This is a genomic window from Pseudomonas sp. B22(2017) (genome assembly GCF_002113105.1).
Classification (GTDB): domain Bacteria; phylum Pseudomonadota; class Gammaproteobacteria; order Pseudomonadales; family Pseudomonadaceae; genus Aquipseudomonas; species Aquipseudomonas asiatica.
In genome coordinates this window covers 162635-186129 of the sequence record NZ_NEJN01000007.1, presented here as the reverse complement: position 1 = coordinate 186129, position 23495 = coordinate 162635, and the positions used below count along the sequence as shown (strand labels likewise).

The 23495-nt window shown below is 62.2% G+C and carries 20 protein-coding genes; all 20 read right to left on the bottom strand.

From position 1 onward, the window contains the following. Positions 1 to 4: 4 nt before the first annotated feature. Positions 5 to 310, bottom strand: coding sequence for an STAS domain-containing protein (locus CAG18_RS16550; RefSeq protein WP_015271215.1), 306 nt, complete (start codon positions 308 to 310; stop codon positions 5 to 7). 191 nt (positions 311 to 501) lie between these two features. Further along, on the bottom strand, positions 502 to 954 hold the full coding sequence (gene fliJ / locus CAG18_RS16545; RefSeq protein ID WP_015271216.1) for a flagellar export protein FliJ: 453 nt from the start codon (positions 952 to 954) through the stop codon (positions 502 to 504). A 6-nt stretch (positions 955 to 960) separates the two neighbouring features. Next, positions 961 to 2319 (bottom strand): flagellar protein export ATPase FliI, encoded by a 1359-nt coding sequence (fliI, locus tag CAG18_RS16540; protein WP_085721204.1) that lies wholly within the window; start codon positions 2317 to 2319, stop codon positions 961 to 963. Next, a complete protein-coding gene (gene fliH / locus CAG18_RS16535; RefSeq protein ID WP_038410041.1) occupies positions 2309 to 3091 on the bottom strand; it encodes a flagellar assembly protein FliH in 783 nt (260 codons plus the stop codon). Before fliH ends, fliI begins: the two co-directional genes overlap by 11 nt. A gap of 101 nt (positions 3092 to 3192) precedes the next feature. Then, positions 3193 to 4212 (bottom strand): flagellar motor switch protein FliG, encoded by a 1020-nt coding sequence (gene fliG, locus CAG18_RS16530; protein ID WP_003257289.1) that lies wholly within the window; start codon positions 4210 to 4212, stop codon positions 3193 to 3195. Beyond that, positions 4205 to 5983, bottom strand: coding sequence for a flagellar basal-body MS-ring/collar protein FliF (gene fliF / locus CAG18_RS16525; protein ID WP_015271219.1), 1779 nt, complete (start codon positions 5981 to 5983; stop codon positions 4205 to 4207). Before fliF ends, fliG begins: the two co-directional genes overlap by 8 nt. A 15-nt stretch (positions 5984 to 5998) precedes the next feature. After that, a complete protein-coding gene (fliE, locus tag CAG18_RS16520) occupies positions 5999 to 6331 on the bottom strand; it encodes a flagellar hook-basal body complex protein FliE (RefSeq protein ID WP_013973606.1) in 333 nt (110 codons plus the stop codon). 224 nt (positions 6332 to 6555) lie between these two features. Beyond that, positions 6556 to 7911: a sigma-54 dependent transcriptional regulator gene (locus CAG18_RS16515; protein WP_047595711.1), complete on the bottom strand. Its 1356-nt coding sequence runs from the start codon at positions 7909 to 7911 to the stop codon at positions 6556 to 6558. Further along, a complete protein-coding gene (locus CAG18_RS16510) occupies positions 7911 to 9128 on the bottom strand; it encodes a PAS domain-containing sensor histidine kinase (protein ID WP_085721225.1) in 1218 nt (405 codons plus the stop codon). The genes CAG18_RS16515 and CAG18_RS16510 overlap by 1 nt, the downstream gene beginning before the upstream one ends. Before the next feature lie 488 nt (positions 9129 to 9616). Beyond that, positions 9617 to 10072 carry a transposase gene (locus CAG18_RS16505; protein ID WP_085721203.1) on the bottom strand — a complete coding sequence of 152 codons (456 nt, stop codon included), beginning with the start codon at positions 10070 to 10072 and terminating at the stop codon, positions 9617 to 9619. Between the two features lie 575 nt (positions 10073 to 10647). Next, the gene (gene fleQ / locus CAG18_RS16500; RefSeq protein WP_015271222.1) at positions 10648 to 12123 is read right to left on the bottom strand and encodes a transcriptional regulator FleQ; all 1476 of its coding nucleotides are present in this window, start codon (positions 12121 to 12123) and stop codon (positions 10648 to 10650) included. Between the two features lie 166 nt (positions 12124 to 12289). Continuing rightward, positions 12290 to 12586 carry a flagellar protein FliT gene (locus CAG18_RS16495; protein WP_085721202.1) on the bottom strand — a complete coding sequence of 99 codons (297 nt, stop codon included), beginning with the start codon at positions 12584 to 12586 and terminating at the stop codon, positions 12290 to 12292. A 14-nt stretch (positions 12587 to 12600) separates the two neighbouring features. Further along, a complete protein-coding gene (gene fliS / locus CAG18_RS16490; protein WP_003257284.1) occupies positions 12601 to 12996 on the bottom strand; it encodes a flagellar export chaperone FliS in 396 nt (131 codons plus the stop codon). Between the two features lie 134 nt (positions 12997 to 13130). Beyond that, positions 13131 to 14549, bottom strand: a complete 1419-nt coding sequence (fliD, locus tag CAG18_RS16485; RefSeq protein WP_085721201.1) for a flagellar filament capping protein FliD — start codon at positions 14547 to 14549, stop codon at positions 13131 to 13133. A 78-nt stretch (positions 14550 to 14627) separates the two neighbouring features. Next, positions 14628 to 14987 (bottom strand): flagellar protein FlaG, encoded by a 360-nt coding sequence (locus CAG18_RS16480; RefSeq protein WP_015271224.1) that lies wholly within the window; start codon positions 14985 to 14987, stop codon positions 14628 to 14630. Positions 14988 to 15056: 69 nt separating this feature from the next. Further along, positions 15057 to 15905, bottom strand: coding sequence for a flagellin domain-containing protein (locus CAG18_RS16475; protein WP_015271225.1), 849 nt, complete (start codon positions 15903 to 15905; stop codon positions 15057 to 15059). A gap of 255 nt (positions 15906 to 16160) precedes the next feature. Continuing rightward, positions 16161 to 17096, bottom strand: a complete 936-nt coding sequence (locus CAG18_RS16470) for a ketoacyl-ACP synthase III (protein ID WP_015271226.1) — start codon at positions 17094 to 17096, stop codon at positions 16161 to 16163. Positions 17097 to 17345: 249 nt separating this feature from the next. Further along, a complete protein-coding gene (locus CAG18_RS16465; protein ID WP_085721200.1) occupies positions 17346 to 20888 on the bottom strand; it encodes a glycosyltransferase in 3543 nt (1180 codons plus the stop codon). A 43-nt stretch (positions 20889 to 20931) separates the two neighbouring features. Continuing rightward, a complete protein-coding gene (gene rffA / locus CAG18_RS16460) occupies positions 20932 to 22086 on the bottom strand; it encodes a dTDP-4-amino-4,6-dideoxygalactose transaminase (protein ID WP_015271228.1) in 1155 nt (384 codons plus the stop codon). A 22-nt stretch (positions 22087 to 22108) separates the two neighbouring features. Further along, positions 22109 to 23488, bottom strand: coding sequence for an FAD-binding oxidoreductase (locus CAG18_RS16455; protein WP_015271229.1), 1380 nt, complete (start codon positions 23486 to 23488; stop codon positions 22109 to 22111). Positions 23489 to 23495 lie beyond the last annotated feature (7 nt).

The window sequence follows — 23495 nt, the reverse complement described above, 5'->3', positions numbered from 1 at the left end:
GCGCTCAACTGATATCGAAGAGTTTTTCGAAATTGGAGATGGCGAGGATCTTGCGCACGTCGGAGCTGGCATGCACCACACGCACATCCGACTCATCGCCGCCCGCATGGTCACGTAGCAACAGCAGCATGCCGAGCGCGGAACTGTCGAGGTAGGTAGTGTCCTTCAGGTCGACGACCACCGAATCTGGCCGGTTGGGCTGGCGTTCGTAGGCGTCGCGAAATTCCTGGTGCTTGCCGAAATCGAAGCGCCCCTTGATCTTTATTGTCAGCTTTTTCCCGTCCTGCGAAAAATCCGTCTCGACTGCCATGCTAGCGATTCCTTCGATGATGGCGGATGCAACTCCTTAAAGGTTTAGCAGGCGATGGCGGGGGTGGCAAGCATGTGGACTGCCTGTCCCGACCTCTTCGCGGGTGAACCCGCTCCCACAGGACCTTCACAAATTCGAATCCTGCACCGTACCTGTGGGAGCGGGTTTACCCGCGAAAAAGCCAGTACAGGCTATAGGTGATTCTGCCGCGGCAGGCGCTGCGACAGCTCGTCGAGCAGGCGCTGCTCGCGCTTGTCTTCGGCCCGCCGGGCTTCCTCCAGATAGCGCTGTACCAGCTTGCGCAGGCCTTCCACCCGGGCATAGGCCTGCTGCCAGGTGCCTCGGGCGTTGTTGAGGTTGTTCTGGTGCCAGACCAGGCTCTGGCGCTGCTGGGTCATGGCCGTTTCCAGCTGCCCGAGGAAGCGCTGGTAATTGACCAGCCAGCTACCGTTTACCCCCTGCCCGCCGCGGTTGATCCACTGCAACTGGTAATCCTCGCGAAACCGCTCGAGCTCGGCCAGCTTGGCCTGGGCCGCGGCCACCTGCTGCTGGAACTGCCCAAGGCGCTGGGCCGCCTGGCGCTCGGCCTCTTCGGCCATGTCCACCACCGGCGCCAGGCGCGCGGCACGTCCGGGCAGCGCCATGGCCTATCAACCGGCCGCCGGGGGCGCAAAGATCGCCCCCAACTGTTCGCGGCTTTGCGCCATGCCCACGCTTTCGCGCAGGCCCTGGCGCAAAAACTCCACCAGCTTCGATTGCAGGGCGATGGCCAGGTCGGTTTCCGGGTCGCCACCCGCCACGTAGGCACCCACGCTGATCAGATCGCGGCTCTGCGACAGGCGCGACCACAACTGCTTGAACTTCTGCGCCTGGCGCAAATGGTCGGCATCGACCACCTGGGGCATGACCCGGCTGATCGAGGCTTCGATGTCGATGGCCGGGTAATGACCTTCTTCGGCCAGCCGCCGCGACAGCACGAAGTGGCCATCGAGCACACCGCGCGCCGCGTCGGCAATCGGGTCCTGCTGGTCGTCGCCCTCGGACAACACGGTATAGAACGCGGTGATCGAACCACCACCTGGCTCGCCGTTGCCGGCCCGCTCCACCAGCTTGGGCAGCTTGGCGAACACCGACGGCGGGTAACCCCGGGTGGCCGGCGGCTCGCCGATGGCCAGGGCGATTTCACGCTGGGCCTGTGCGAAACGGGTCAGCGAGTCCATCAGCAACAGCACGTTCTTGCCCTTGTCGCGGAAGTACTCGGCAATACGTGTGCAGTACATGGCGGCGCGCAGACGCATCAGCGGCGCATCGTCGGCGGGCGAAGCGACCACCACCGAGCGCTTGAGGCCTTCCTCACCCAGGATATGCTCGATGAATTCCTTGACCTCGCGGCCCCGCTCGCCGATCAGGCCGACGACGATGATTTCGGCTTCGGTGAAGCGGGTCATCATGCCCAGCAACACCGACTTGCCCACACCGGTACCGGCGAACAGGCCCAAGCGCTGGCCGCGACCGACCGTGAGCAGGCCATTGATGCTGCGAATTCCCACGTCCAGCGGCTTGCTGATGGGGTCGCGGTTCAACGGGTTGATCACCGGGCCGTCCATCGGCACCCAGTCCTCGGCCTTCATCCCGCCCTTGCCATCCAGCGCGCGACCGGCGCCGTCGAGCACCCTGCCGAGCATGCTCATGCCCATGGGCAGACGGCCGCTGTCATCCAGCGGCACCACCCGCGCGCCGGGGGCGATGCCGACAATGCTGCCGACCGGCATGAGGAATACCTTGGGCCCGGCAAAACCCATGACTTCGGCCTCCACCTGCACCGGGTGGTAGCTGTCGTCGTTGATTACCAGGCAGCGGCTGCCGACTGCAGCGCGCAGGCCTTCGGCTTCCAGGGTGAGGCCAACCATGCGCAGCAGGCGGCCTTCGACGATGGGCTGGGCCGGCAGTTCGATGGCCTCGGCATAACTGCCCAGGCGTTTGCCGAAGCTGGTGCGTTCAAGGTGCATCCGGGGTATCCACCAGGCTGTCCAGGTCAATGGACATATCGGCTGCCGCCGGGTGCAGCGAATGGTCGTGCAACTGATCGAACAGTTGCGCCACGGCTTTCTCGATGCGGGTTTCCATGGTCGCGTCGATGCGGCTGTGCGCGGTCTCGATACGGCAGCCGCCCGGCAGCAGCGCGCTGTCTTCTAGCAGCCGCCAGCTTTCCTCATGGCGCTCGCGCAGGGCCTTGGCCAGCTCGAAATCCTGCGGGTTGAGATGGATGCGGATATTGTCAGCGCCCATGGGCAGCAGCTTGAGCGCTTCGCGCAGTACCTGGGTGATCTGGCTGGAATCACTCCGCAGTTCGCGACCGATTACCTGGCGGGTCATGTGAGCGACCAGGTGGACCAGTGCCTTCTCGATCTGCGTGTCCTGCTCGGCGATCGGTTCCATCAGGTTGGTCATCAGCCGGTCGAGGCTTTCCAGCTTGGTCTTCAGGGCCTCTTCGGCTTCCTGGCGGACCTTGAGCTGGGTGCTATGGAAGCCCTCGCGCTCACCGGTGGCAAAGCCTTCGTTGTAGGCTTCCTGGCGGATGGCCTCGAGTTCTTCCAGGGTCAGCGGCTGGACTTCTTCCAGCGGTACTTCCTCGACTTCTTCCTCGACTACCTCGGGTTCCGGCTCCGGTTCGGGCTCAGGCTCGGGTTCCGGGTCGAAGCTGGGCAGCGCCCATACGTCCACGCCCTCGAGGTCGCGGGCGCGGATCAGGTCGCTGGGGTGATGTTCTTTGGTGGGCATGCTGTCATGTTCTCAAACCATGTTCAGCCGACACGGTCCTTGTGGGAGCGGGTTTACCCGCTCCCACAAGGGGCGGCGTCGGCCTTCAGATCGCGAATACCTCAGATCATTTCCTCGGCACCCTTGCCGCCGAGCACGATCTCGCCGGCCTCGGCCATGCGGCGGGCGATGGTGAGGATTTCCTTCTGCGCCGTTTCCACATCGCTGACCCGTACCGGCCCCTTGGCCTCCAGATCGTCGCGCAACAGCTCCGAGGCACGTTTGGACATGTTCTTGAAGATCTTGTCCTTGACCCGCTCGTCGGCGCCCTTGAGCGACACCACCAGCACATCGGACGAGACTTCGCGCAGCAGCGCCTGGATGCCACGGTCGTCGACATCGGCCAGGTTGTTGAAGACGAACATCAGGTCTTCGATCTGCTCCGACAGGTCGCTGTCGATTTCGCGGATCGCGTCCATCAGTGCACCTTCCACCGAGCTGTCGAGGAAGTTCATGATGTCGGCAGCGCGCTTGATGCCACCCAAGGTGGTACGCGCCGCGTTGGAGTTGCCCGAGAACTGCTTCTCGAGGATCTGGTTCAGCTCCTTCAGCGCCGCCGGCTGCACGGTGTTCAGCGACGACACGCGCAGGACGATGTCCAGGCGCACCTTATGGTCGAAGTTGCTCAGCACTTCGCCGGCCTGGTCGGGGTCGAGGTAGGCAACCACGATGGCCTGGATCTGCGGGTGCTCGTAGCGGATCACGTCGGCAACGGCGCGCGGCTCCATCCACTTCAGGCTGTCCAGGCCGCTGGTGTTGCCACCGAGCAGGATGCGGTCGACCAGGCCGTTGGCCTTGTCCTCGCCCAGGGCCTGATTGAGCATCTTGCGGATATAGGCATCGGAGCCCACGCCCAGGCTGGTCTGGTCGCCGACGATTTCGACGAACTCGCTCATCACCTGTTCGACCTGTTCACGGTGCACATTGCCCATCTGCGCCATGGCCACACCCACACGCTGCACTTCCTTGGGCCCCATGTGCCGCAGCACCTGGGCGGCATCGGTCTCGCCCAGCGAAAGCAGGAGGATCGCCGCCTTGTCGACGCGGCTCAGCTTGGCGGTAACGGCTCGGTTATCACTCATCGGCGTTGATCCACTCTTTCACGACCTGGGCAACGCGGCCCGGGTCTTCGGCCACCAGGCCTTTGATTGCGTTGAGCTGTGCCTCGTAACCCTCGTTCGGGCTAGGCAGCAGAATGCTTGTCGGGCCACCCAGAGTGACGCGGTCGTTGGCCAGTTCGCCATCCAGACCCATCATGCCGCCCAGCTCCATGTCGCTATCCGAGGCAGCCTGCTTGCCGCCCCCTGTAATGTTGTTCAGCACCGGGCGCAGCACACCGAACACCAGCACCAGGATGAACACCACGCCCAGCACTTGCTTGACGATGTCCCAGAACCACGGCTGCTGGTAGAAGGCGATATCGGCGATCTCTTCGCCACGGTCGGCGGCGAACGGCACGTTGATCACCGTCACACTGTCGCCACGGCTGGCATCGAAGCCGACCGCGTCCTGTACCAGGCGAGTGAAGCGTGCCAGGTCCTCGGCGCCCCATGGCGCACGGGTGGCGTCGCCGGTGGCCGGGTCGATCTTGACCTGGTCGTCCACCACCACCGCCACCGACAGGCGGGTCATGCGCCCCTGCTGCTGGCGGGTGTGGCTGATGGAGCGGTCCAGCTCGAAGTTCTTGGTACTTTGCTGGCGCTTGTCCGACGGGTACGGCGCGAGCATCGGCTGGCCGGTGGCCGGGTCCATGATCTGCTGGCCGTTGGCATCCACCAGCGGCTGGCCAGGCTGGATGGCCGCGGCCGGGGTAGCGGCACCACCGGTGGTCTGCGGTGCCGAGGCCGGGCCTGGCGGCTGGTTGCTCAGTGCGCCGGGGACACCTTGCGGCCCCTGGCTGCTGGCACGCTGTTCGTCGACCGACTGCTCGCTGCGCAGTGCCGGCTGGTCGGGGTTGAACTGCTCGGAGGTGGACTCGACCGCGCTGAAGTCGAGGTCGGCAGACACTTCGGCCTTGTAGCGGTCATTGCCCAGCACCGGCTGCAGGATGTTGTGTACCCGCTGGGTGAGCATGCTTTCTACCCGGCGGCTGTAGTCGAACTGCTTGCCTGCCTGGGTCAGGGCGGTGTCCTGGATCTGCTCGGACAGCAGGTTGCCCTTCTGATCGACCACGGTGACCTGGGACTTGTCCAGTTCCGGCACGCTGGTGGCGACCAGGTTGACGATGGCCATCACCTGCCCGGCTTCCAGGGCACGGCCCGGGTACAACTCGACCAGTACCGAGGCGCTGGGCTTGCGTTCGTCACGCACGAACACCGAGCTTTTCGGGATGGCCAGGTGCACGCGCGCGCCCTTGACGTTGTTCAGGCTGGACACGGTACGCGCCAGCTCGCCTTCCAGGCTGCGACGGTAACGGGTGGCTTCCATGAACTGGCTGGTGCCCAGGCCCTGCTCCTTGTCGAGCAATTCGAAACCGACGTTGCCATCGCTTGGCGCCACGCCGGCGGCCGCCAGTTTCAGGCGCGCACGGGAGAGGTCGTCGGCCTTGACCAGCAGAGCCCCGGAGTTGGGCTCGACGTTGTAGGGGATGTCGGCAGCGGCCAGGGTATCCATGACCTGCTTGGTGTCCATGCCCGCCAGGCTGCCGTACAGCGGACGGTAATCAGGTTGTTGCGACCACAGTACCACGGCAAAGCCGATCGCCACGCTGGCGGCCAGGCCGACCAGAAGGCCGATCTGACGCAGCATGGGCATCTGCGCGATATTTTCCAGAAACGCCATGCCGAACAGCGGCGGCTTGGCCGCGGGCGGGCCGCTCTTGGCAGGGGCGTTGTCGACGACTGCTTCAGCCATGGTTTACGTCCGTCCTCAAACCGGCATCTGCATGATGTCCTGGTACGCCTGGACCAGCTTGTTGCGTACCTGGGTCAGGGCCTGCATCGACACGCTGGCCTTTTGCGAAGCGATCATCACATCGGTCAGGTCGACACCACTTTTGCCGATCTCGAAGGCGTTGGCCAGCTGGGTCGAAGCCTGCTGAGTCTCATGCACCTTGCCGATGGCCTGGCCGAGCATGTCGGCAAAGGTACTCTGCCCCGGTGCCAGCTCGGGAGCGGCGGCCACCTTGGGCAGCGACATGGCATCGGCCTGCATGGCCCGCATGTCCAGCATCAGACGATTGAATTCAACACCTTGGCTCATGACCCTTCTCTCTCCTGCGGCCGCATTTTTTTGACAGTGATGCGGCGGATAGCCAACGTAAAGCAACAAAGGTGCCAGCCTTGGCACGCGCACCTCGGTTCACTGTAGGAGCAGCCTTGTGCTGCGAAAGGGGCCTTTGATGCAACAGACCACCTTCTGCCTTGCTGGCCTCTTCGCAGCACAAGGCTGCTCCTACAAAGGCTGCGCAAGCTCTGAGGTTTTTGTCAGCCGAACAGGCTGGCCTCGACGTCAAACCCGGCATCGCGCATCTGCGCCAGCTTGTAGCGCAAGGTACGCGGGCTGATCCCCAGGCGTTCGGCCGCCTCTTTGCGGCGGCCGCGCTCGGCGCGCAGGGTGTCGATGATCATCTGGTACTCATGACGACGCATGTCATCGCCCAGCCCGCCAGGCTCGGCCACCACCTCAGGTGATGGCTCGATGCCAGCTGACAATGGAATGGCGCCTGCCAGACAAAAATCCGCCGCCTCGATCACCCCGCCCTGCTGCAGGATCAGCGCCCGCTGCAGGGCGTTGTCCAGTTCGCGTACGTTGCCCGGCCAGGCATACGCCTGCAGGCAGGCCCGGGCCTGGGGCGACAGGTGCACCGGGGCGTGCTTCATCTTGGCCACGTGACGCGCCAACAGGCGCTCGGCCAGTTGCAGGATGTCACCCGGGCGTTCGCGCAGTGGGCGCCAGGCCAGGGGGAACACCGAAAGGCGGTAGTAGAGGTCTTCACGGAAACGCCCGGCCGCCACTTCGCCAGCCAGGTCACGGTTGGTAGTAGCCAGCACACGGATATCCAGGCTGATCGGCTTGCGCCCACCCACCCGCTCCACCTCGCGCTCCTGCAGCACCCGCAGCAGCTTGGCCTGCAAGGCCATCGGCATCTCCGAGATCTCATCAAGCAGCAAGGTGCCACCCTCGGCCTGCTCGAACTTGCCGGCCTGGGCGGCAATGGCGCCAGTGAAGGCACCCTTTTCGTGGCCGAACAGCGTGGCCTCGAGCATGTTGTCGGGGATGGCAGCACAATTGATCGCCACGAAGGGCTGCGCCGCCCGCGACGATTGCTGATGAATGAAGCGCGCCAGCACTTCCTTGCCGGTGCCGGACTCGCCCGAAATCAGCACGGTCGAGTCACTGCGCGCCACCCGCGCGGCCAGCTCCAGCAACTGTCGACTGGCTGGTTCGCAGGCCACCGGGCCTTCTTCTTCAGCCACGCGCCCGGCGGCATGCCGCTCGACCAGGCTGAGCAACGCCTTGGGCTCGAACGGCTTGACCAGATAGTCGGCGGCGCCTTGGCGCATCGCCTCGACGGCACGCTCCACCGCGGCATGCGCCGTCATCAGCAACACGGGCAGTTGCGGTTGCTGGCGGCGCAGCTGGGCTAGCAGTTGGTGCCCATCCATGCCTGGCATGTTCACATCGCTGACTACCAGGCTGAAGGCCTCCTCCAGCACCGCTTCCAGCGCTTCTTCGGCACTGCCCACCGCCTGGTAGGCGAAGCCGCCGATTTCCAGGGTATCGCCCAGCGCCTGGCGCAATACGCGGTCGTCCTCGACCAGCAGCACCTTGATCGTCATTACATGCCCTCCGCCAGCTGCCCGTCGATCAACGGCAGCTCCACCCGCACACAGGTGCCACGGCCAACCCTGGAGCGCAGGCGCAGCGCACCTTGGTGCGCGCGCACCACGGCCTTGACCACGGCCAGGCCCAGGCCGGTGCCAGTGGCCTTGGTGGTCAGGAACGGCTCGCCCAGGCGGCCGAGCAGGTCGCCATCGATGCCACTGCCGGCGTCGCTTACACACAGGTGCAGGCTGCGCTCGCGACGGAACAGGTGCACCTTCAGTCGCGCCGGGCCGTCGCTGGCTTGCAGCGCATTTTCGATCAGGTTGAGCAATGCACCAACCAGGGTGTCGCGGTTGCACAGCAGCTCACCCAGGTGGCTGTCGCACTGCCAGCGCACGGCGTGCCCTTGCACATGCGCCTGGGCAGCCTGCTGCAGGGCCTGGAACAAGGCTTTTGGCGTGACTCGATCATTCAGCGGCAGCTCACCCCGAGCGAATACCAGCATGTCGCGCACCTGGTGTTCCAATTCGTGCAGGCGCTCTTTCAGGGCCCCGGCAAAGCGCTGGCGGGTTTCCGCGCTCAGGTCTTGTTCGGGATCAGCCAGGTGGCTGGCGTAGAGCATCGCCGCCGACAGTGGCGTGCGGATCTGGTGCGCCAGCGAGGCGACCATGCGCCCCAGCGAAGACAGGCGCTCGTGGCGAGCCAGCTGGTCTTGCAGGCGACGGGTTTCGGTCAGGTCGTTGAGCAACACCAACTGGCCAGGCTCGGCATCCAGCGAGCGAGTGGCAATGGACAGACGGCGGCCGTCGCGCAGCGAGACTTCGTGACCGTCATCCTTGCGCGGGGCAAAGCTGCGAGCGATCACCTGGCGCCACAGCTGGCCGACCAGCGGCTCGCCGAGCAATTCGCAGGCGGCCGGGTTGGCTTCGCGTACCAGGCCCTGGCCATCGATCACGATCACCCCGCCGGGCAGCAGGTCCAGCAGGTTCTGCAGGCGGTTGGCCAGGCGTTCCTTTTCGCTCAGTTCATCGATGCGCTGGGCGCTGACCACCGCCAGCTCGCCTTTGAGTTCGCTGACCCGGGCTTCCAGCAGGCTATAGGACTGGCTCAGCTGGCTCGAGACCTGATTGAACAGAGCGAAGGCCTGCTCGACACCCTGGCGGCTGTCCTGCTCGATCGGGGGCTGCCCCTGCGGACCGGGGGCTAGGGATATGTGGGCGGCCTGGGGCATGTTGCTCTCTCGCATGGCTGACCGTCATAAAAACGGTGTGTTGCCAGCGGTGTAGCAATAGCCGTGCCGGAGATGGGGTTTAATGCAGGGTTTGAGATTTTGGTGGGGCGCATATCGTGCGCCGCCGCGGGTATATACGCCTTGACACTTTCTGCGCCTGTGAGATCGAGCGCCGCCCGCGCGGCGCTTCGCGGGACAAGCCCGCTCCCACATTTGTTGCAATGTGGCCATGCCTGTGGGAGAGGCGTTGCCAGCCTTGGTGCAAGGCTTGAGGCAATGGGGCGGCAGTAGTGCCAACCCAGAAATACAGCCATCCCACCAAGGCTGACAACCATGGCCTGACAGGTTCGGCACGTTGCAACAAATGTGGGAGCGGGCTTGCCCCGCGAAGCGCCGCGCGGGCGGCGCTCGATCTCACAGGCGCAGAAAGTACAACGGCAAACACTCGCGAAGCGCCGCGCGGACGGCGCTCACCGCTTCCAGATGACTCAGACCCATACGGCGTCCCAATGTGGATAATCACCGACCCTGCTTGCCAACCCCGCCCGCAATGGGTTGCAAATTACATATTTCGCCACCCTGCGAATGTCTTCCTCTCGCCGAATGGCATGGTCCTGATAGCCCGCTTGCCACACTTTTTCGCGCCGCATTCCTCGGTGATACAGCGCATGACTGCTGCGCGACTTAAATCGTCGCATCAAGCTACATAATGTCGAGTCGTTCAGCTGAATCAACCAATGGAGATGGTCCGGCATCACAACCCAGGCCAATGACTGACACGCACCTTCGCGCTCAGCCTGCCGAAGTTGCTGAATCACCGCTCGGGCCAGCCAAAAATCCGTGAACATTCGCTTTCGATTATTCGTTACGGTTGTTAACAGATACAGGCCGCCGGGTATGGAGAAGCGGCCACGGCGCAAGAGATGGGATTGAGCACGCTCCATGTGGTTTCCTCGCACAAAGGCTCAGGAAACATAGGCGCATGCGACGGATTGGAGCATTGAAAAGTATTGCGGAATGTGGAGTGTATGGGGTGCGATCGAGCGCCGCCCGTGCGGCGCTTCGCGGGTATTCGCCTTGACGCTTTCTGCGCCTGTGAGGCCGAGCGCCGCCCGCGCGGCGCTTCGCGGGTATTCGCCTTGACACTTTCTGCGCCTGTGAGACCGAGCGCCGCCCGCGCGGCGCTTCGCGGGACAAGCCCGCTCCCACATTTGTTGCAACGTGGCCATGCCTGTGGGAGAGGCGTTGCCCGCTTTGGCGGAGAGTTTGAGACTGGAGAGACGGCGGTAGCGCCAGCCGGGAAACCGCGTCAAGGCAACAAGGCTGACAACCATGGCCTGACAGGTTCGGCACGTTGCAACAAATGTGGGAGCGGGCTTGTCCCGCGAAGCGCCGCGCGGGCGGCGCTCGGTCTCACAGGCGCAGAAAGTACAACGGCAAACACTCGAGAACCGCCGCGCGGGCGGCGCTCGACCTAACAGACACCATCAACGCCAAGCCGAACACCCCGCCCCAGCCGTCAATCCTCCGCCTGTTCCTCGCCGCCCTGGCGGCTCATGCCATACTTGCGCATCTTCTCGACCAAGGTGGTGCGGCGAATGCGCAAACGTTCAGCCGCACGCGCAACGATACCGTTGGCATCGTCCAGCGCTTGCTGGATCAGGCCCTGCTCCAGGCTGCCCAGATAGTCCTTCAGGTCCAGGCCTTCAGGTGGCAGCATGGCGTGGTTGCTGAAGTTCGGCGTATGGCCATTGATCGCCACGCGCTCTTCCAGGTCGCTGCGCAGGCTGTCGACCATCTGCTCGTCTTCGTCATCGACGTAACGGAATTTCTTCGGCAGCTCGGAAACGCCAATCACCCCGTACGGGTGCATGATCGCCATACGCTCGACTAGGTTGGCCAGCTCGCGCACGTTACCCGGCCAGCCGTGGCGACACAGCGACATGATCGACGCGGAGTTGAAGCGGATGGACCCGCGCTTCTCGTGCTCCATACGCGAGATCAGCTCGTTCATCAGCAGCGGGATGTCTTCCACCCGCTCACGCAGCGGCGCCATCTCGATAGGGAACACGTTCAGGCGGTAGTACAGGTCTTCGCGGAACGTACCCTCCTCGATCATGGTCTCGAGGTTCTTGTGAGTCGCGGCAATGATGCGCACATCGATGCTCTGGGTCTTGTTGCTGCCCACGCGCTCGAAGGTACGCTCCTGCAGCACGCGCAACAGCTTGACCTGCATCGGCAACGGCATGTCGCCGATTTCGTCGAGGAACAGGGTACCGCCGTTGGCCAGCTCGAAACGCCCGGCACGGCTGGTGATCGCCCCGGTGAAGGCACCCTTCTCGTGGCCGAACAGTTCGCTTTCCAGCAGCTCGGCCGGGATCGCACCGCAGTTGACCGGCACGAACGGCGCCTCGCGGCGTTTGGAATGGTAGTGCAGGTTGCGCGCGACCACTTCCTTGCCGGTGCCGGACTCACCCAGGATCAGCACGCTGGCATCGGTATCGGCCACTTGCTGCATCATCTGCCGCACGTGCTGAATGGCACGGCTGGTGCCGACCAGGCTGCGGAACAGGTTGGGTTCGCGCTGGCGACCACGCTCGCGCGCCTGGTCGTACATCTCGCGATAGACCTGGGCACGGTGCAGCGAATCCAGCAGCTGGCTGTAGCTTGGCGGCATTTCCAGGTTGGAAAGCACCCGGCGGCGAAGGTCTTCCGGGAACTCCGCAGAAGAAATTTCACCTAAAAGCAGAACCGGAAGGAACTCATCCCACCCAGTCACTGTCTTAACGAGCCCAAGCACACTGCCCGGGGCATTTACAGTGCCAATAAGCACGCACAGCACTTCGCGACTCGAAGACAACGGCTCGACCACTTGCTGCCAGTCCTGGCTGGAGCAAGCGAGGTTTTCTTCGCCGAGGAAGTTAAGCACCACCGCCAGGTCGCGGCGGCGTGCGCTGTCGTCGTCGATCAGCAGAATCTTGGTTTCACGCCACATGCAATAGCAACTTCCCTAGTCATATCGGCGCCCGAGGGCGTGCTCGACATCATTCCGACTGAATGGTCAGTGTTCGGACGTCTGAAATTCGAAAACAGCCACTAGTAAAGTCAAAAAACACCAGCCAGTCAAATTAATGGCGCATGGCTTTTGGCAACATCTGTGGTCAGGTGAACAAATGGTATACCTTTGCCGCGTTCTTCGCCTGACGGATTTTCGTCATTTCATCCACCAAGGATTGACGTTCGCCACTTGCAACTTCGATTAGTTGACGGTATACGGCCAACAACTGCTCAAGGCTGGCACTGACATCGGCCTCGTTGCCCTTCGCCTCACTGACCATGTCACCGATGCGCAAGCGGCATTCCAGGTCCAGCTCCCCCACCGCTTCCCAGTTGCGCTCGGCCAGCGCCGCCAGCAGCATTTCCCGGGTCTGCTCGATCCGGGCGATTACTTCGCTCATGTCATCCTCCTTTATCAGGAAGCCGACGACTGATCGCCGATTGCGTCCCAACCTTCCTTCACAGTGATCAGCAGGCGCGCGACCTCGTCGATGATGGCCGGGTCACCCTTGACGTTGGCCTCGATCAGGCGACGGCTCATGTACATGTACAAGCTGTCCAGCTCAGCCAGGCTATCGGCATGGTTTTCCAGGTCCAGGCCTTCACGCAGGCCACCGATGATGTCGATGGCCTTGCCGATGAGGATGCCTCTTTGCGCGATGTCGTTGCGGGCAATGGCTCCCTTGGCCTGCGCCATGCGATCAAGGCCGCCCTGCATGAGCATCTGCACCAGGCGGTGCGGGCTGGCTTCGGACGTCTGCGCTGCGCCGTTGACTTTCTGGTACTGCCGAAGGGCCAACATCGGGTTCATGGATCTGCCTCGTTGCTGCGGTAAAAAGTTGCTTGTACCTGCTGTATCGCCTGTACGTCAAAAAACTTTAGGGGAAAAGCAAAAAGCCCGGGGCGTCTCGCGGACGCCGCCGGGCTTTTGGCATGCTCAGCCGATCAGGATTTCTTGGCCTGGGCGTTGATCGCTTCGAAGATCGAGGTGATCTGGTCGGCCTGGGCTTTCATCTTGCCCAGGGCGGTGTCCAGGGCCACGTACTTCTTGGTCAGCGATTCGGTCAGGGACTCGGTGCGGCGATCAAGCGCGGCCTGCTGGTTCGCCAGCTCCGAGATCGCCTTGTCGAGGTTCGACTTGCGCGTTGCAAGGCTGCCATCGGTCTTGTTGTAAGGATCGATGGCCTTGTTCATGCGCTCGAAGATGCCGTCGGTACCGGTGAACAGCTCCTGCACTTCCGGGCCGAGCTTCTTGTCGTTCATCGCGGCGGTGAACTTGCTGCTGTTGAATTCGAGCGTGCCATCCTTCTGGGTGTTGATACCCAACTGGCTCAGCGTGGTCAGCTGGTCGCCGGCCCCTACCTCACTCAGTACCTTGCGCACATCACCCAGCAAAGAGCGGGTGGTAGGGTCGTTGGTGAGCGGGCCGAGCACCAGCTTGTCATCGTCATCACGGCTGGTCGACGTCAGCGAAGTGATCGCCTTCTGCAGCGTATTGTAGGCATCGACGAAGCTCTGCACCGACTTCTTCAGGCCATCGTTGTCCGCTGCAACGGTGACCGCAGTCGGCGTACCAGTGGTAGCTCCGCTGGCCTTGGGGCTGACCCCGGTCAACTCCAGGGTCATGCCGCTGATGGCGCTATCGAGCGTGTTGGAGGCACTCTTGACCTTCAAGCCATCGATGGTCAGTTCGGCATCCTGGGCCTTGGCAGTGATGAAGCCCGCACCGGTCCCGGACATCTGCGTGGTGCCATCGATTGCCAGCTCGGCGATACCGCTCAGGGAGATGTCAGTCCCCGCACCTGTGGTGGTAGAGCTGAGCACCAGGCGCGAGCCGCCTTCCTCGTTGACGATGTTGGCGGAAATGCCGTTCGCGCTCATTTCCTTGTTGATCTGGTCGCGCACACTTTGCAGCGTCGCACCACTGGCCACGTCCAGGTTGTAGGTCTTGCCGTTCTGGCTGATGGTCAGCTGGCCAGCACTGATCGGGCTGGTGGCCCCACCGCTGAACTGCTGGCTGGCCACTTTCGAGCTGGTGGCCAGCTTGTCTACCACGATGTCATAGCTACCCGCTACCGCCGAGTTGCTCGACTTGATCTTGACCACCGACTCGTTGGCCGAGGTCGCTGCATAGGCGTTGAACGACGGTGCATCCTTGTTGTTGAGCGCCTTCATGGCGTCCTGGAATGCCGTGAGGGCACTGCGCAGCGAGCCGATACCCGAAATCATCGCAGTGTTGTTGCTGGTTTGCCGAGTGATCTGCGCCTGCTTGGCGGATGTATCGGCCTTGACCAACGCGGTCACGATCTCGGTAATGTTGAGACCAGAACCTAGGCCTGTACTGGAAGTAATCGGGCTTGCCATGCTGTAGTCCCTCTCATCAACGCGTCAACCCGCTCCTGCGGGACAGACATGCATCACTTCATTGGTGTTCGCCGCCAACTATACCTTGGCGTCGAACAGAACACTTTTGACATCGCTCAGGCTGTGAGCGATCCGCAGGGCCTCTTCCGAGGGCAACTGGCGAATCAGTTCACCACTGTCGGTCGCGATGACCTTGACCACGATCTTGCCGGATTCTTCATCCGTGGAAAATTCCAGATTACGCTGCGACGCCTTCAGGAACTTTTCGATCTCCGAAACGGCATGTTTGACCTTGTCGGCATCCTGCACCGCCTTGGCGTCTTTCTTGTCGTCTTCGGGTTTTACGTTTTCCGTCGACCGGGCAACCGGTTTTTCGGCAACCTGCTCGGCCGGACGTGCGGCCGGATAAGACAGGTTCAGCTTGACGCTCATGTCCATGCCCACCACCTCGCAATGAAAAGGCGGGGAAGTGCCTTACCAGCACTTCCCCGCCAGCAACCAGGCAGATTAGCCCAGCAGCTTCAGTACTGCCGACGGCAGCTGGTTGGCCTGGGCCAGAACCGAGGTGGAAGCTTGCTGCAGGGTCTGCTGCTTGGTCAGCTGGGCAGTTTCAGCAGCGAAGTCGGTGTCCTGTACACGGCCACGAGCAGCTTCGGCGTTTTCGTTGATGTTTTGCAGGTTGTTGATGGTGCTGGTCAGACGGTTCTGCGCGGCACCCAGGTCAGCACGGTTGCTGTTGATGGTTTGCAGAGCGGCGTCGATGGCCGAAACAGCAGCGCTGAAGTTGGCTTCGGCGGTGGTGGTGTCGGAACCCTGAATGTTGATCGAGGAGGTAACGCCCAGGTCCGAAGCGGTGAACTTGGCGCTCAGGTCGATGGTGATCTGGTTGGCGGAACCGGTGTTGGAACCAACCTGGAAGGTCATGACCGAAGCCGAACCGTCCAGCAGGTTCTTACCGTTCAGCTGGGTGCTGTTGGCGATACGGGTCAGTTCCGAAGCCATCGACTGGAATTCTTTGTCCAGAGCGACACGGTCGTTGGTGCTGTTCGAGTCGTTTCGGGACTGAACGGCCAGTTCACGCATACGCTGCAGGATGTTGGTCTGCTCTTGCATCGCGCCTTCAGCGGTCTGGGCGATGGAGATACCGTCGTTGGCGTTTTTGATAGCCATGGTCTGACCACGGATCTGCGAGGTCATGCGGGTAGCGATCTGCAGGCCGGCGGCGTCGTCTTTGGCGCTGTTGATTTTCAGGCCGGAGGACAGACGGGTCATCGAGGTGCTCAGCGCATCGGAAGCACGGTTCAGGTTTTTCTGAACGCCCAGAGAGGTGGTGTTGGTGTTAACAGTCAAAGCCATGACGAATTCCTCGTTGGATTGGGTACTACGGCTTCCGGCCTTGGCAATTCGCCGGGTGTGGCACAGAGAACCTTCGTAATGTTTATCGTCGTCAGGGCAGTTTGCTTTAGGGCGTTTTCTCACTTTTTTTGCTGGCATCCGGCCATCCCAATGAAATCAAGGGTTTGACGCCAGATTACAGGCGCACTCGCTGCGCAGCAGAGAAAAGAAAACGCCGCCCTGAAGCGGCGGCGTCTTGTAATCGATGAGGGCCGGTCAATCACAGCGCTCGATGATTGCCGAACCCCAGGAAAGGCCTACGCCGAAACCGCTCAGGGCAACCCGCTGGTGCTGCGAACCCAGCACATGCTTTTCCAGCAACAACGGAATGCTCGAAGAGACGGTATTGCCGGTCTCGACCATGTCCTTGACGAACCGCTGCCTGTACTCGCCCTCTACAAAGCGCGCCGACACCGCGTCGACGATTGCCGCGCTACCTTGGTGGAGGCAATAAAGGTCGATGTCGCCGGCCTTGAGGCCGCTGGCATCGAGCAACTGCTGAAGGTGAGCAGGCACCTTGACCAGGGCAAAGTTATAGACCTGACGACCATTCATGAAGAACTTGCCGTCGGTAGTACGCAAGTGCTCGGCCCCTGCTCCGTCGCTGCCAAACAGCGACTTGCCAAGCTGCCATACCGCGCCCTCTCCCATCCAGGTTGCAGTGGCGGCGTCACCAAACAGCATGGTGGTATTACGGTCTTCGGGGTCGACAATCTTCGAGTACGGGTCTGCGGTGATCAACAGGCCGTTTTTCAGCCCTGCCGCTTCCATGAAGCCCTTCATGGCATACAGGCCGTAGACATAGCCCGAGCAGCCCAGGGAGATATCGAAAGCTGCGACCTGGGTGGTCAGCCCCAGCTTGTGCTGCACGATGGCAGCGGTATGCGGCAAGCCTTCGGCGTCGCCGTTCTGGGTCACGACGATCACGACATCGATGGACGCAGGATCAAGACCAGGATTGGCAGCAAACAGGTTTTTTGCTGCCTCCACGCAAAGATCAGAGGTTTCCTGGGAGGCTTCCTTGCGCGGCAGGAAGGTCGAACCGATCTTGCCGAAGATGAAATCCTGGTCCTTGCCGAATTTCGCGCCCTGCGCGTAATTGTCGACGCCCTCGACAGGTACGTAACTGGCGATGCTTTTGATGCCAATCATTGTGGCTTCCCGATAGATATGGCGAAAATTCGCGGGCTTTCGCGCCGGGTTCAGATACCTCGGGTGAAAAGACGACGAGACTGCCCGCAGACTCGATAGCTTAGAGATGCACGTTTCGACTGCCAAGTCACGGTTGTTCATACGATCGGCCAATCGCCCGACAAGATCAATGCCCCTCGTGCGCAACCATGACCCGGCGTGCGCTGCCAGGCACCCGCATCGCGCGGGCACCCGGCATACGACCGTGACTCAGGCCAGCCAGGCCCGGCGCCACGCCTCCAGGCGCTCCCCCTGAAGCAGCCAGTTCGCCCGGACGGCATTCTGCAAGGCATCACCCAACGCTGCCGACGCGTCGCGGTCGTCCAGATGCAGACGAATGACCCGTAGCCAGTCAGCCGTCTGGTTTTCCACCCTCGACAACGGCAAGGTATCTGCGCCAGCGAAACCGGCGACTCGGCTACAGATCACAGGATGTGCGCAAGCAGCGTGCTGGAGCACCCGCAGATCGGCTGAGCAGGCGCTGCCCAAGGTCTCGGCCATCGGCACCAGCGCCAGGTCGAGATTCAGGGCAGCGAGGCTATTGCCCAGCATTTCGCCAGTGACCTGCGGGTGGTGCTCTCGGACGAACGGCCGCAGCGCTTGCGGGCAGTCGCCCAGGACGATCCAATCGACCTCATGCGCCATCGCCGGAACCACCTCGGCCAGCAAGGCAGCATCCTTGTTGCCGATCCAGCCCAGACGCGGCCTTTGCGCCATGCGCCGCAAACCTTGCAACTGGCCCCAGGCAGCAGGTAGCGCGCTTTCAAGCAAGCGCACGTCATCGTGCTGTCCTTGCAACAGCTCCGCCAACGCCGGGGCAGCAACGACCACTCTGTCTGCCTGCATCAGCCCATGGCTCATGCGCTGCAGTAATTCATCCGCACTCAGGCCGGCGTCGAACCCCAATTCCGGGATATAACCGTCCAGCTCATACACCTTGAATGCCTGGGAGAATGCGCGCAGACGACGCAAGGTCTGCAACCCCGCATCCGCCAGCGGGCGCTGCAAGACAATACTCGAGGGCGCATAGCGCTGGATATCCACCAGGGTCAGAACCCCCATGGTTACCGAACCATCGATCAAGCCGGCGTTGCGCATCGCCATGAGGGGCTGTATTACGCGGGCCTGCCCGGCCGCCTGCTGGTCGGCAGCGAAGGCCAGCACCGTCGGAGCAATGCCTTGCAATGGCCGCCAGCACAGACCGTTGTCCTGCCGCGCATGGCTGTGGCCGGCGAGCAATGACTGGTTGGCGTTGTAGGAGGGATCGCTGACCAGTTGCGGCAACCAGCGAGCGTAAAGCGCATCCTCCTGTTCAGCACTGATCGCAGCAGCGGGAGCTGCTTCCAGCAGCAGCCTGGCGCGTGGCGTCCAGACATTCAGATAGCCGGCCTGCTGCAGGCGCAGGCACAGGTCGGCTTCAGCCCAGGGCGCCAATAACGGGTCGACGGAGAAACCACCCGATTGAAGGAAGGTTTCACGCCGCACCATCAGACAACGATCCCCCACGGCTACACCGTTACGCTCGGTCACCAGCGCCGACAGAGCACCCTCATCGCCGAGTACATGCCCGGCGAATGCAGGACCGACGCTGCCACCCAGCCCAAGTACCAGACCTGCCTGCTGAATCACCCCATCGGCGCTCGCCAGCATGCACCCCACAGCCCCGACCTCAGGGCGCTGTGCATGGTTTAGCAAGGCTGGCAGCCAATCACCATCACTGACCATGGCGGTAGCATCCAGCCATAGCAAAAACTCGCCCTGCGCCTCCTGCGCCGCGGCGTTGCGCATGGCCTCACGAGGCTGCCCCGGCATGAAACGCAATACCTGGACTCGTCCTGGCTCAACCTGGCTCAGCATGTCCAGCCACTGCAGCAGCACCGGATCGTCATTGCCTGGTTCTACCAACAGCACTTCATGCGGGACAACTGCCGTGTTCTGCAACAACTGTTCAAGGCAGCGCTGCAACCGTGACAGGTCGCCTTCGATGTAGAGGATCACACTCACCGAGGCTGGCCGCGAATGCCCATAGTCGATCTGGTAGCAATTCGCCCCTTGCTCGATCGAACGAACCTGCGCATCAGGATAACCACGCTCCAACAGATGCTTCTGGATGACCGTGCGCTCATCGTCGCATACAGTGAGGTCCGGCAGACTGGAGATCAACAGCGGCTCGCTGATATGACCCACAACCCCCAGGCCATGGTCGACAATCAATCGCAGCTGGTAGGCCAATTCGAAGCCCCCCCCTGCAGCCGGGTCGAACCCACCCTGCTGCACGAGCGTGCGCATGTGGTACAACCAGTGCCGCGACAATGCGGCCGGGTGCGCCAGCAACATGTCCAGATTGAGGTCGGGTCGCAGACGGGCTTCAACGCTGTCATCGGCGCCTCGCACGGCCTCGTCGGCAAACACCGCACCAAACGTCACCGGAGCCTGTGCCAGGTCGAGAGCCGCCACCAGCAGGCCACTGGCGGTAAATTCCACGCCCGCGTCTACCAGCATGCACCAATCACAGGGGCTGCTCTCCAGCAGGCCATTGATGGCGGCCAGCGGCGCTCGAGCATCAGCTGGCAACCACTGCACGTTCGGGCGACGCGGCTCCACCGCACCCAGCACACAGACCTGGATGCGTTGGTACAGTAAGTCGTCCAGGCTGCCCAGGGTACGCGCCAGGGCTCCCGGGTCGCCGTGATCCCGCACCAAGACGGCGATCGAGGGCGCATCGGGCGCCACCAGCCGGTCCTGCATCAACTGTAACTGCTGCGGCAGCGGGTAACGCTGACGCAGCCATGCCAGCATACCGCTGTGATTGCCGGCCGCCTCGCGACGGGCTGCAAACTGGGTCTTGGCGATGAACACCTCGAGGTGTTGCCAGAAGGGTGCCGTTCTTTCCACATAACGCTGCAGGGCACCTTCCAGCCCTGCGCTGGCACGCTCGAATGCGCCGGGCCGATCGAGCATGGCGAAACCCTGGCTGCCGATGAAGCTGGCCTCAAGAAACTGCTCGTCGATGCCGTGCCCTGGAATGAAGATCACCGGGCAGCCACAAAGGACCGCGATCACGCAGGTCATCGACCATTCGTGGGTATAAAGCACTTCGGCCTTACGCAGCAGCACTGCCAGCTCGGGTAATGTCAGGGCATTGGCCATGCTCAGCAGCTGGATATCGTCAGGCAACTGCGAATAGTCGATCTGCTCCAGCGGGTGGCGATTCTGGTAAAGGTACTTACCTTCCCGCAGCGTGCCCGGTGCCGGCGCGCTGAACAGCTCGACATCGATCGTCGGCAGGCACAGCAAGTCGCCATCCGGATAGCCATGCCGTGCGGCGATCAGGGCGCCGGAATAGAACAACAGGTCTCTGCCAGCGGCCTGCATGCTCTGGCCGGTAAGAAAACCCTCGAAGTTCAGCAGGAAACGCGCCACCACATCGCAGCCAAGCGGGTTGCCCACCACCACTTCCGGATAGACAGCTATCGGCACCTTGCCTTCGGCCTGATGCCGCTTCTGCGTCAGCGGGTCCAGCAATGGCGTTTTTAGGTCCGGATTGACCACCTGACCGCCACAGATATAAGCCTCGCGCCCGTTCAGGTTGAGCACGTGGCAAAGATAGTGCAGCGACGCGACGCCCGAGGAGGTTTCCCGGTAGTCGGGTGCCAGGATGTAGTACGGATGCTCCGGCTTGGCATACATCAACCTCAGGCGCGTCAGTGCCTGGTCGAGCGAATGGGCGTCAACCCCGGCAGAATTGGGCATCGCTTGGAAACTCCAGAATCAGGAAAATACAGGCAAGCCGGCCTCAGACAGCGCGAGGCTCGGCAAAGAACTGGGCGATTGCTGCGCACACTCGGGCAACCTGGCGAGCAGTCATGTCCGAGTAAAGTGGCAAGCGCACCAGACGCTGGGCAACATCACAGGTTACCGGCAGCTCTCCGATGCTGCGGGAATACCGCAGGCCGGCAGGTGAATCGTGCAGCGGTACGTAGTGGAACACTGCATGGATATCCCGTTCACGCAAGAACTGGATCAGCTCGCTGCGTTCCTGGTTGTTGCGCATCAACAGGTAGAAAATGTGCGCATTGGCTGGCCGCCCCCCTGGCGTACGGGGAAGCTGGAAAAAGCCATCGGCTTCCAGCGCCTGCAACTGATTGTAATAAGCCTCGTACAAACCACGCCGATGAGAGTTGATGCTTTCGCCCTGCTCCAGCTGTGCATAGAGGAAGGCGGCCGTCAATTCGCTGGGAAGGAACGAAGAGCCGACATCGACCCAGGTATATTTGCTGACTTCACCCCGGGCGAACGCCTTGCGGTTGGTCCCCTTCTGCCAGATGATTTCTGCACGCTCGATCAGTTTCGGGTCGTTGATCAGCAACGCCCCTCCCTCACCACTGATGACGTTCTTGGTTTCATGGAAACTCAGGCAACCGAGGTGCCCGATGGTACCAAGTGCACGGGTCTTTTCCCTGGCGAGAATCGCCTGAGCAGCGTCTTCGATAAGCATCAGGCCATGGTTGTTGCAGATACGCAGCAGCGCGTCCATGTCACAAGGCTGCCCTGCATAATGCACCGCCACGATCGCCTTGGTTTTCTCGGTGATCGCGGCTTCGACCAGACGCTCGTCAAGGTTGAGGCTGTCCGGGCGTATGTCCACGAATACCGGAACCGCACCGCGCAGCACGAAAGCATTGGCGGTAGATACGAACGTGAACGACGGCATGATGACCTCATCCCCCGGCCCGACATCAGCCAGGATCGCCGCCATCTCCAGCGCCGCGGTACAGGAATGGGTCAGCAGCGCCTTGGGGCATCCCAGGTTGTCTTCCAACCATTGCTGACACGATTGAGTGAACTGTCCGTCGCCAGCGATGCCGCCGTTCATCACTGCCTGGGCGATATAGAACAATTCCTTGCCAACGACGAAAGGCTTGTTGAAAGGTATGACCTGTTTGCTCACGTTCGTATTCTCCAGCACGTGGTCAGGTGAAATCGCTCAGCGGCAGGTAGCCGCCAATGAGCGCATCGAGAAACTCGACCTGTACTGCCTTCTCAAGGCCGTTACGGGCAAAGAAATCCCTCGCGCGCTGGTAGTAGTGGCCCTCGAGCGCCTGGTCGGCATCGGTATGCCCCGCGTCATAGCCATGCTGGGAAAGCGCCGAACATTTGACTGCCGCGTATTTGCGGCAGCACGCTTCGACCGAATCATCAAGCATTGCGCGCCGATGTGGCCGGGTGTATTCGAAGTACGCACGCGCCTGGGGCGAGAGCTGCACCCCCTGCAACAGCGCCGCCAGGTTGTCAGCCAGCCAAGGCGCAAAGTGATAGCCATCCCGCCGCGTACCGGTCGCAATGAATGTGTTGTCATTGAGCTGGCCGATTACCGGATAGCCATCCAGGCTCACCGGTCGATAGCCGAAGTTGTATCGCACGAAGCCGCTGGCACGGTGCATCTGGTTGACCTGATTGATCGCACCATTTATCAGGGCCGCCACGGACTCGGCACGTGGGACCTGTTCATCGACAGTGGTGATCAGGTTTGTCGCCCCTACCACGAACAGATCGTCCTGATAGGGCGCATGGTAGATACCACAGGCGCCGCCACGATTTGGCGTGCGAAGCACGTAACGACCCTGGATCCCCGGGTTCTTCAGAACAACAGTAGCGCCGACGCCGTTGATGACCCGAATGCAGTCGTCTTCGGCCCACAGCCGGGTCGCCTTGCTGCCATTGGCGAGGACCACACGCTCCGCAGCCAGCACCCGACCATCGGCCAGGCGAGCCCCGCAGGTTCGGCCACCGATCTTGTCGAGAGACTCCACCACACCCTCGACAAAGCGTACACCGCGCCTTGCCAGCGTCTGTTGCAGGGCCTGGATGACACCATCTGGGTTGACCACGCCTTCGCGGGGCAGGAAGAGGGCATTGCGACTGCGATAGGCCGAAGCCGGTGAATAGGCCGGTTCCAGGGTCGGCTCGATCCGCTCATACGGCTCGGCAAACTCTTCGAGATAATCGGCGATGGCGTCGAACGCCTGGTCCTCGAACCTGTTGGAGGCATTGTTGTTGACCAGCACGGTACCCAAACGGTAATGCTCGGCGGGTATCTCGAACTCTTCGACAAACGCCCCCCACAACCGCGCGGAAGCCTGACTCAACTCGAACTTGAGGCGGTCTCGCGGTTTGTCCAACGCACCCGGCTCCAGCTCCGCGAACGAGTTGAGCATGGCTGCAGCAGCCATCGAGGCGCTGTAGGGCCGCGACATCGGGCCTACCACTGTAATGCGCTCGGCGGGTACCGAACGGGAAAGGCCGGCGGCGATCGCCAGGCCAACCATGCCGTTACCAATGATCAGGAACATGGCATGC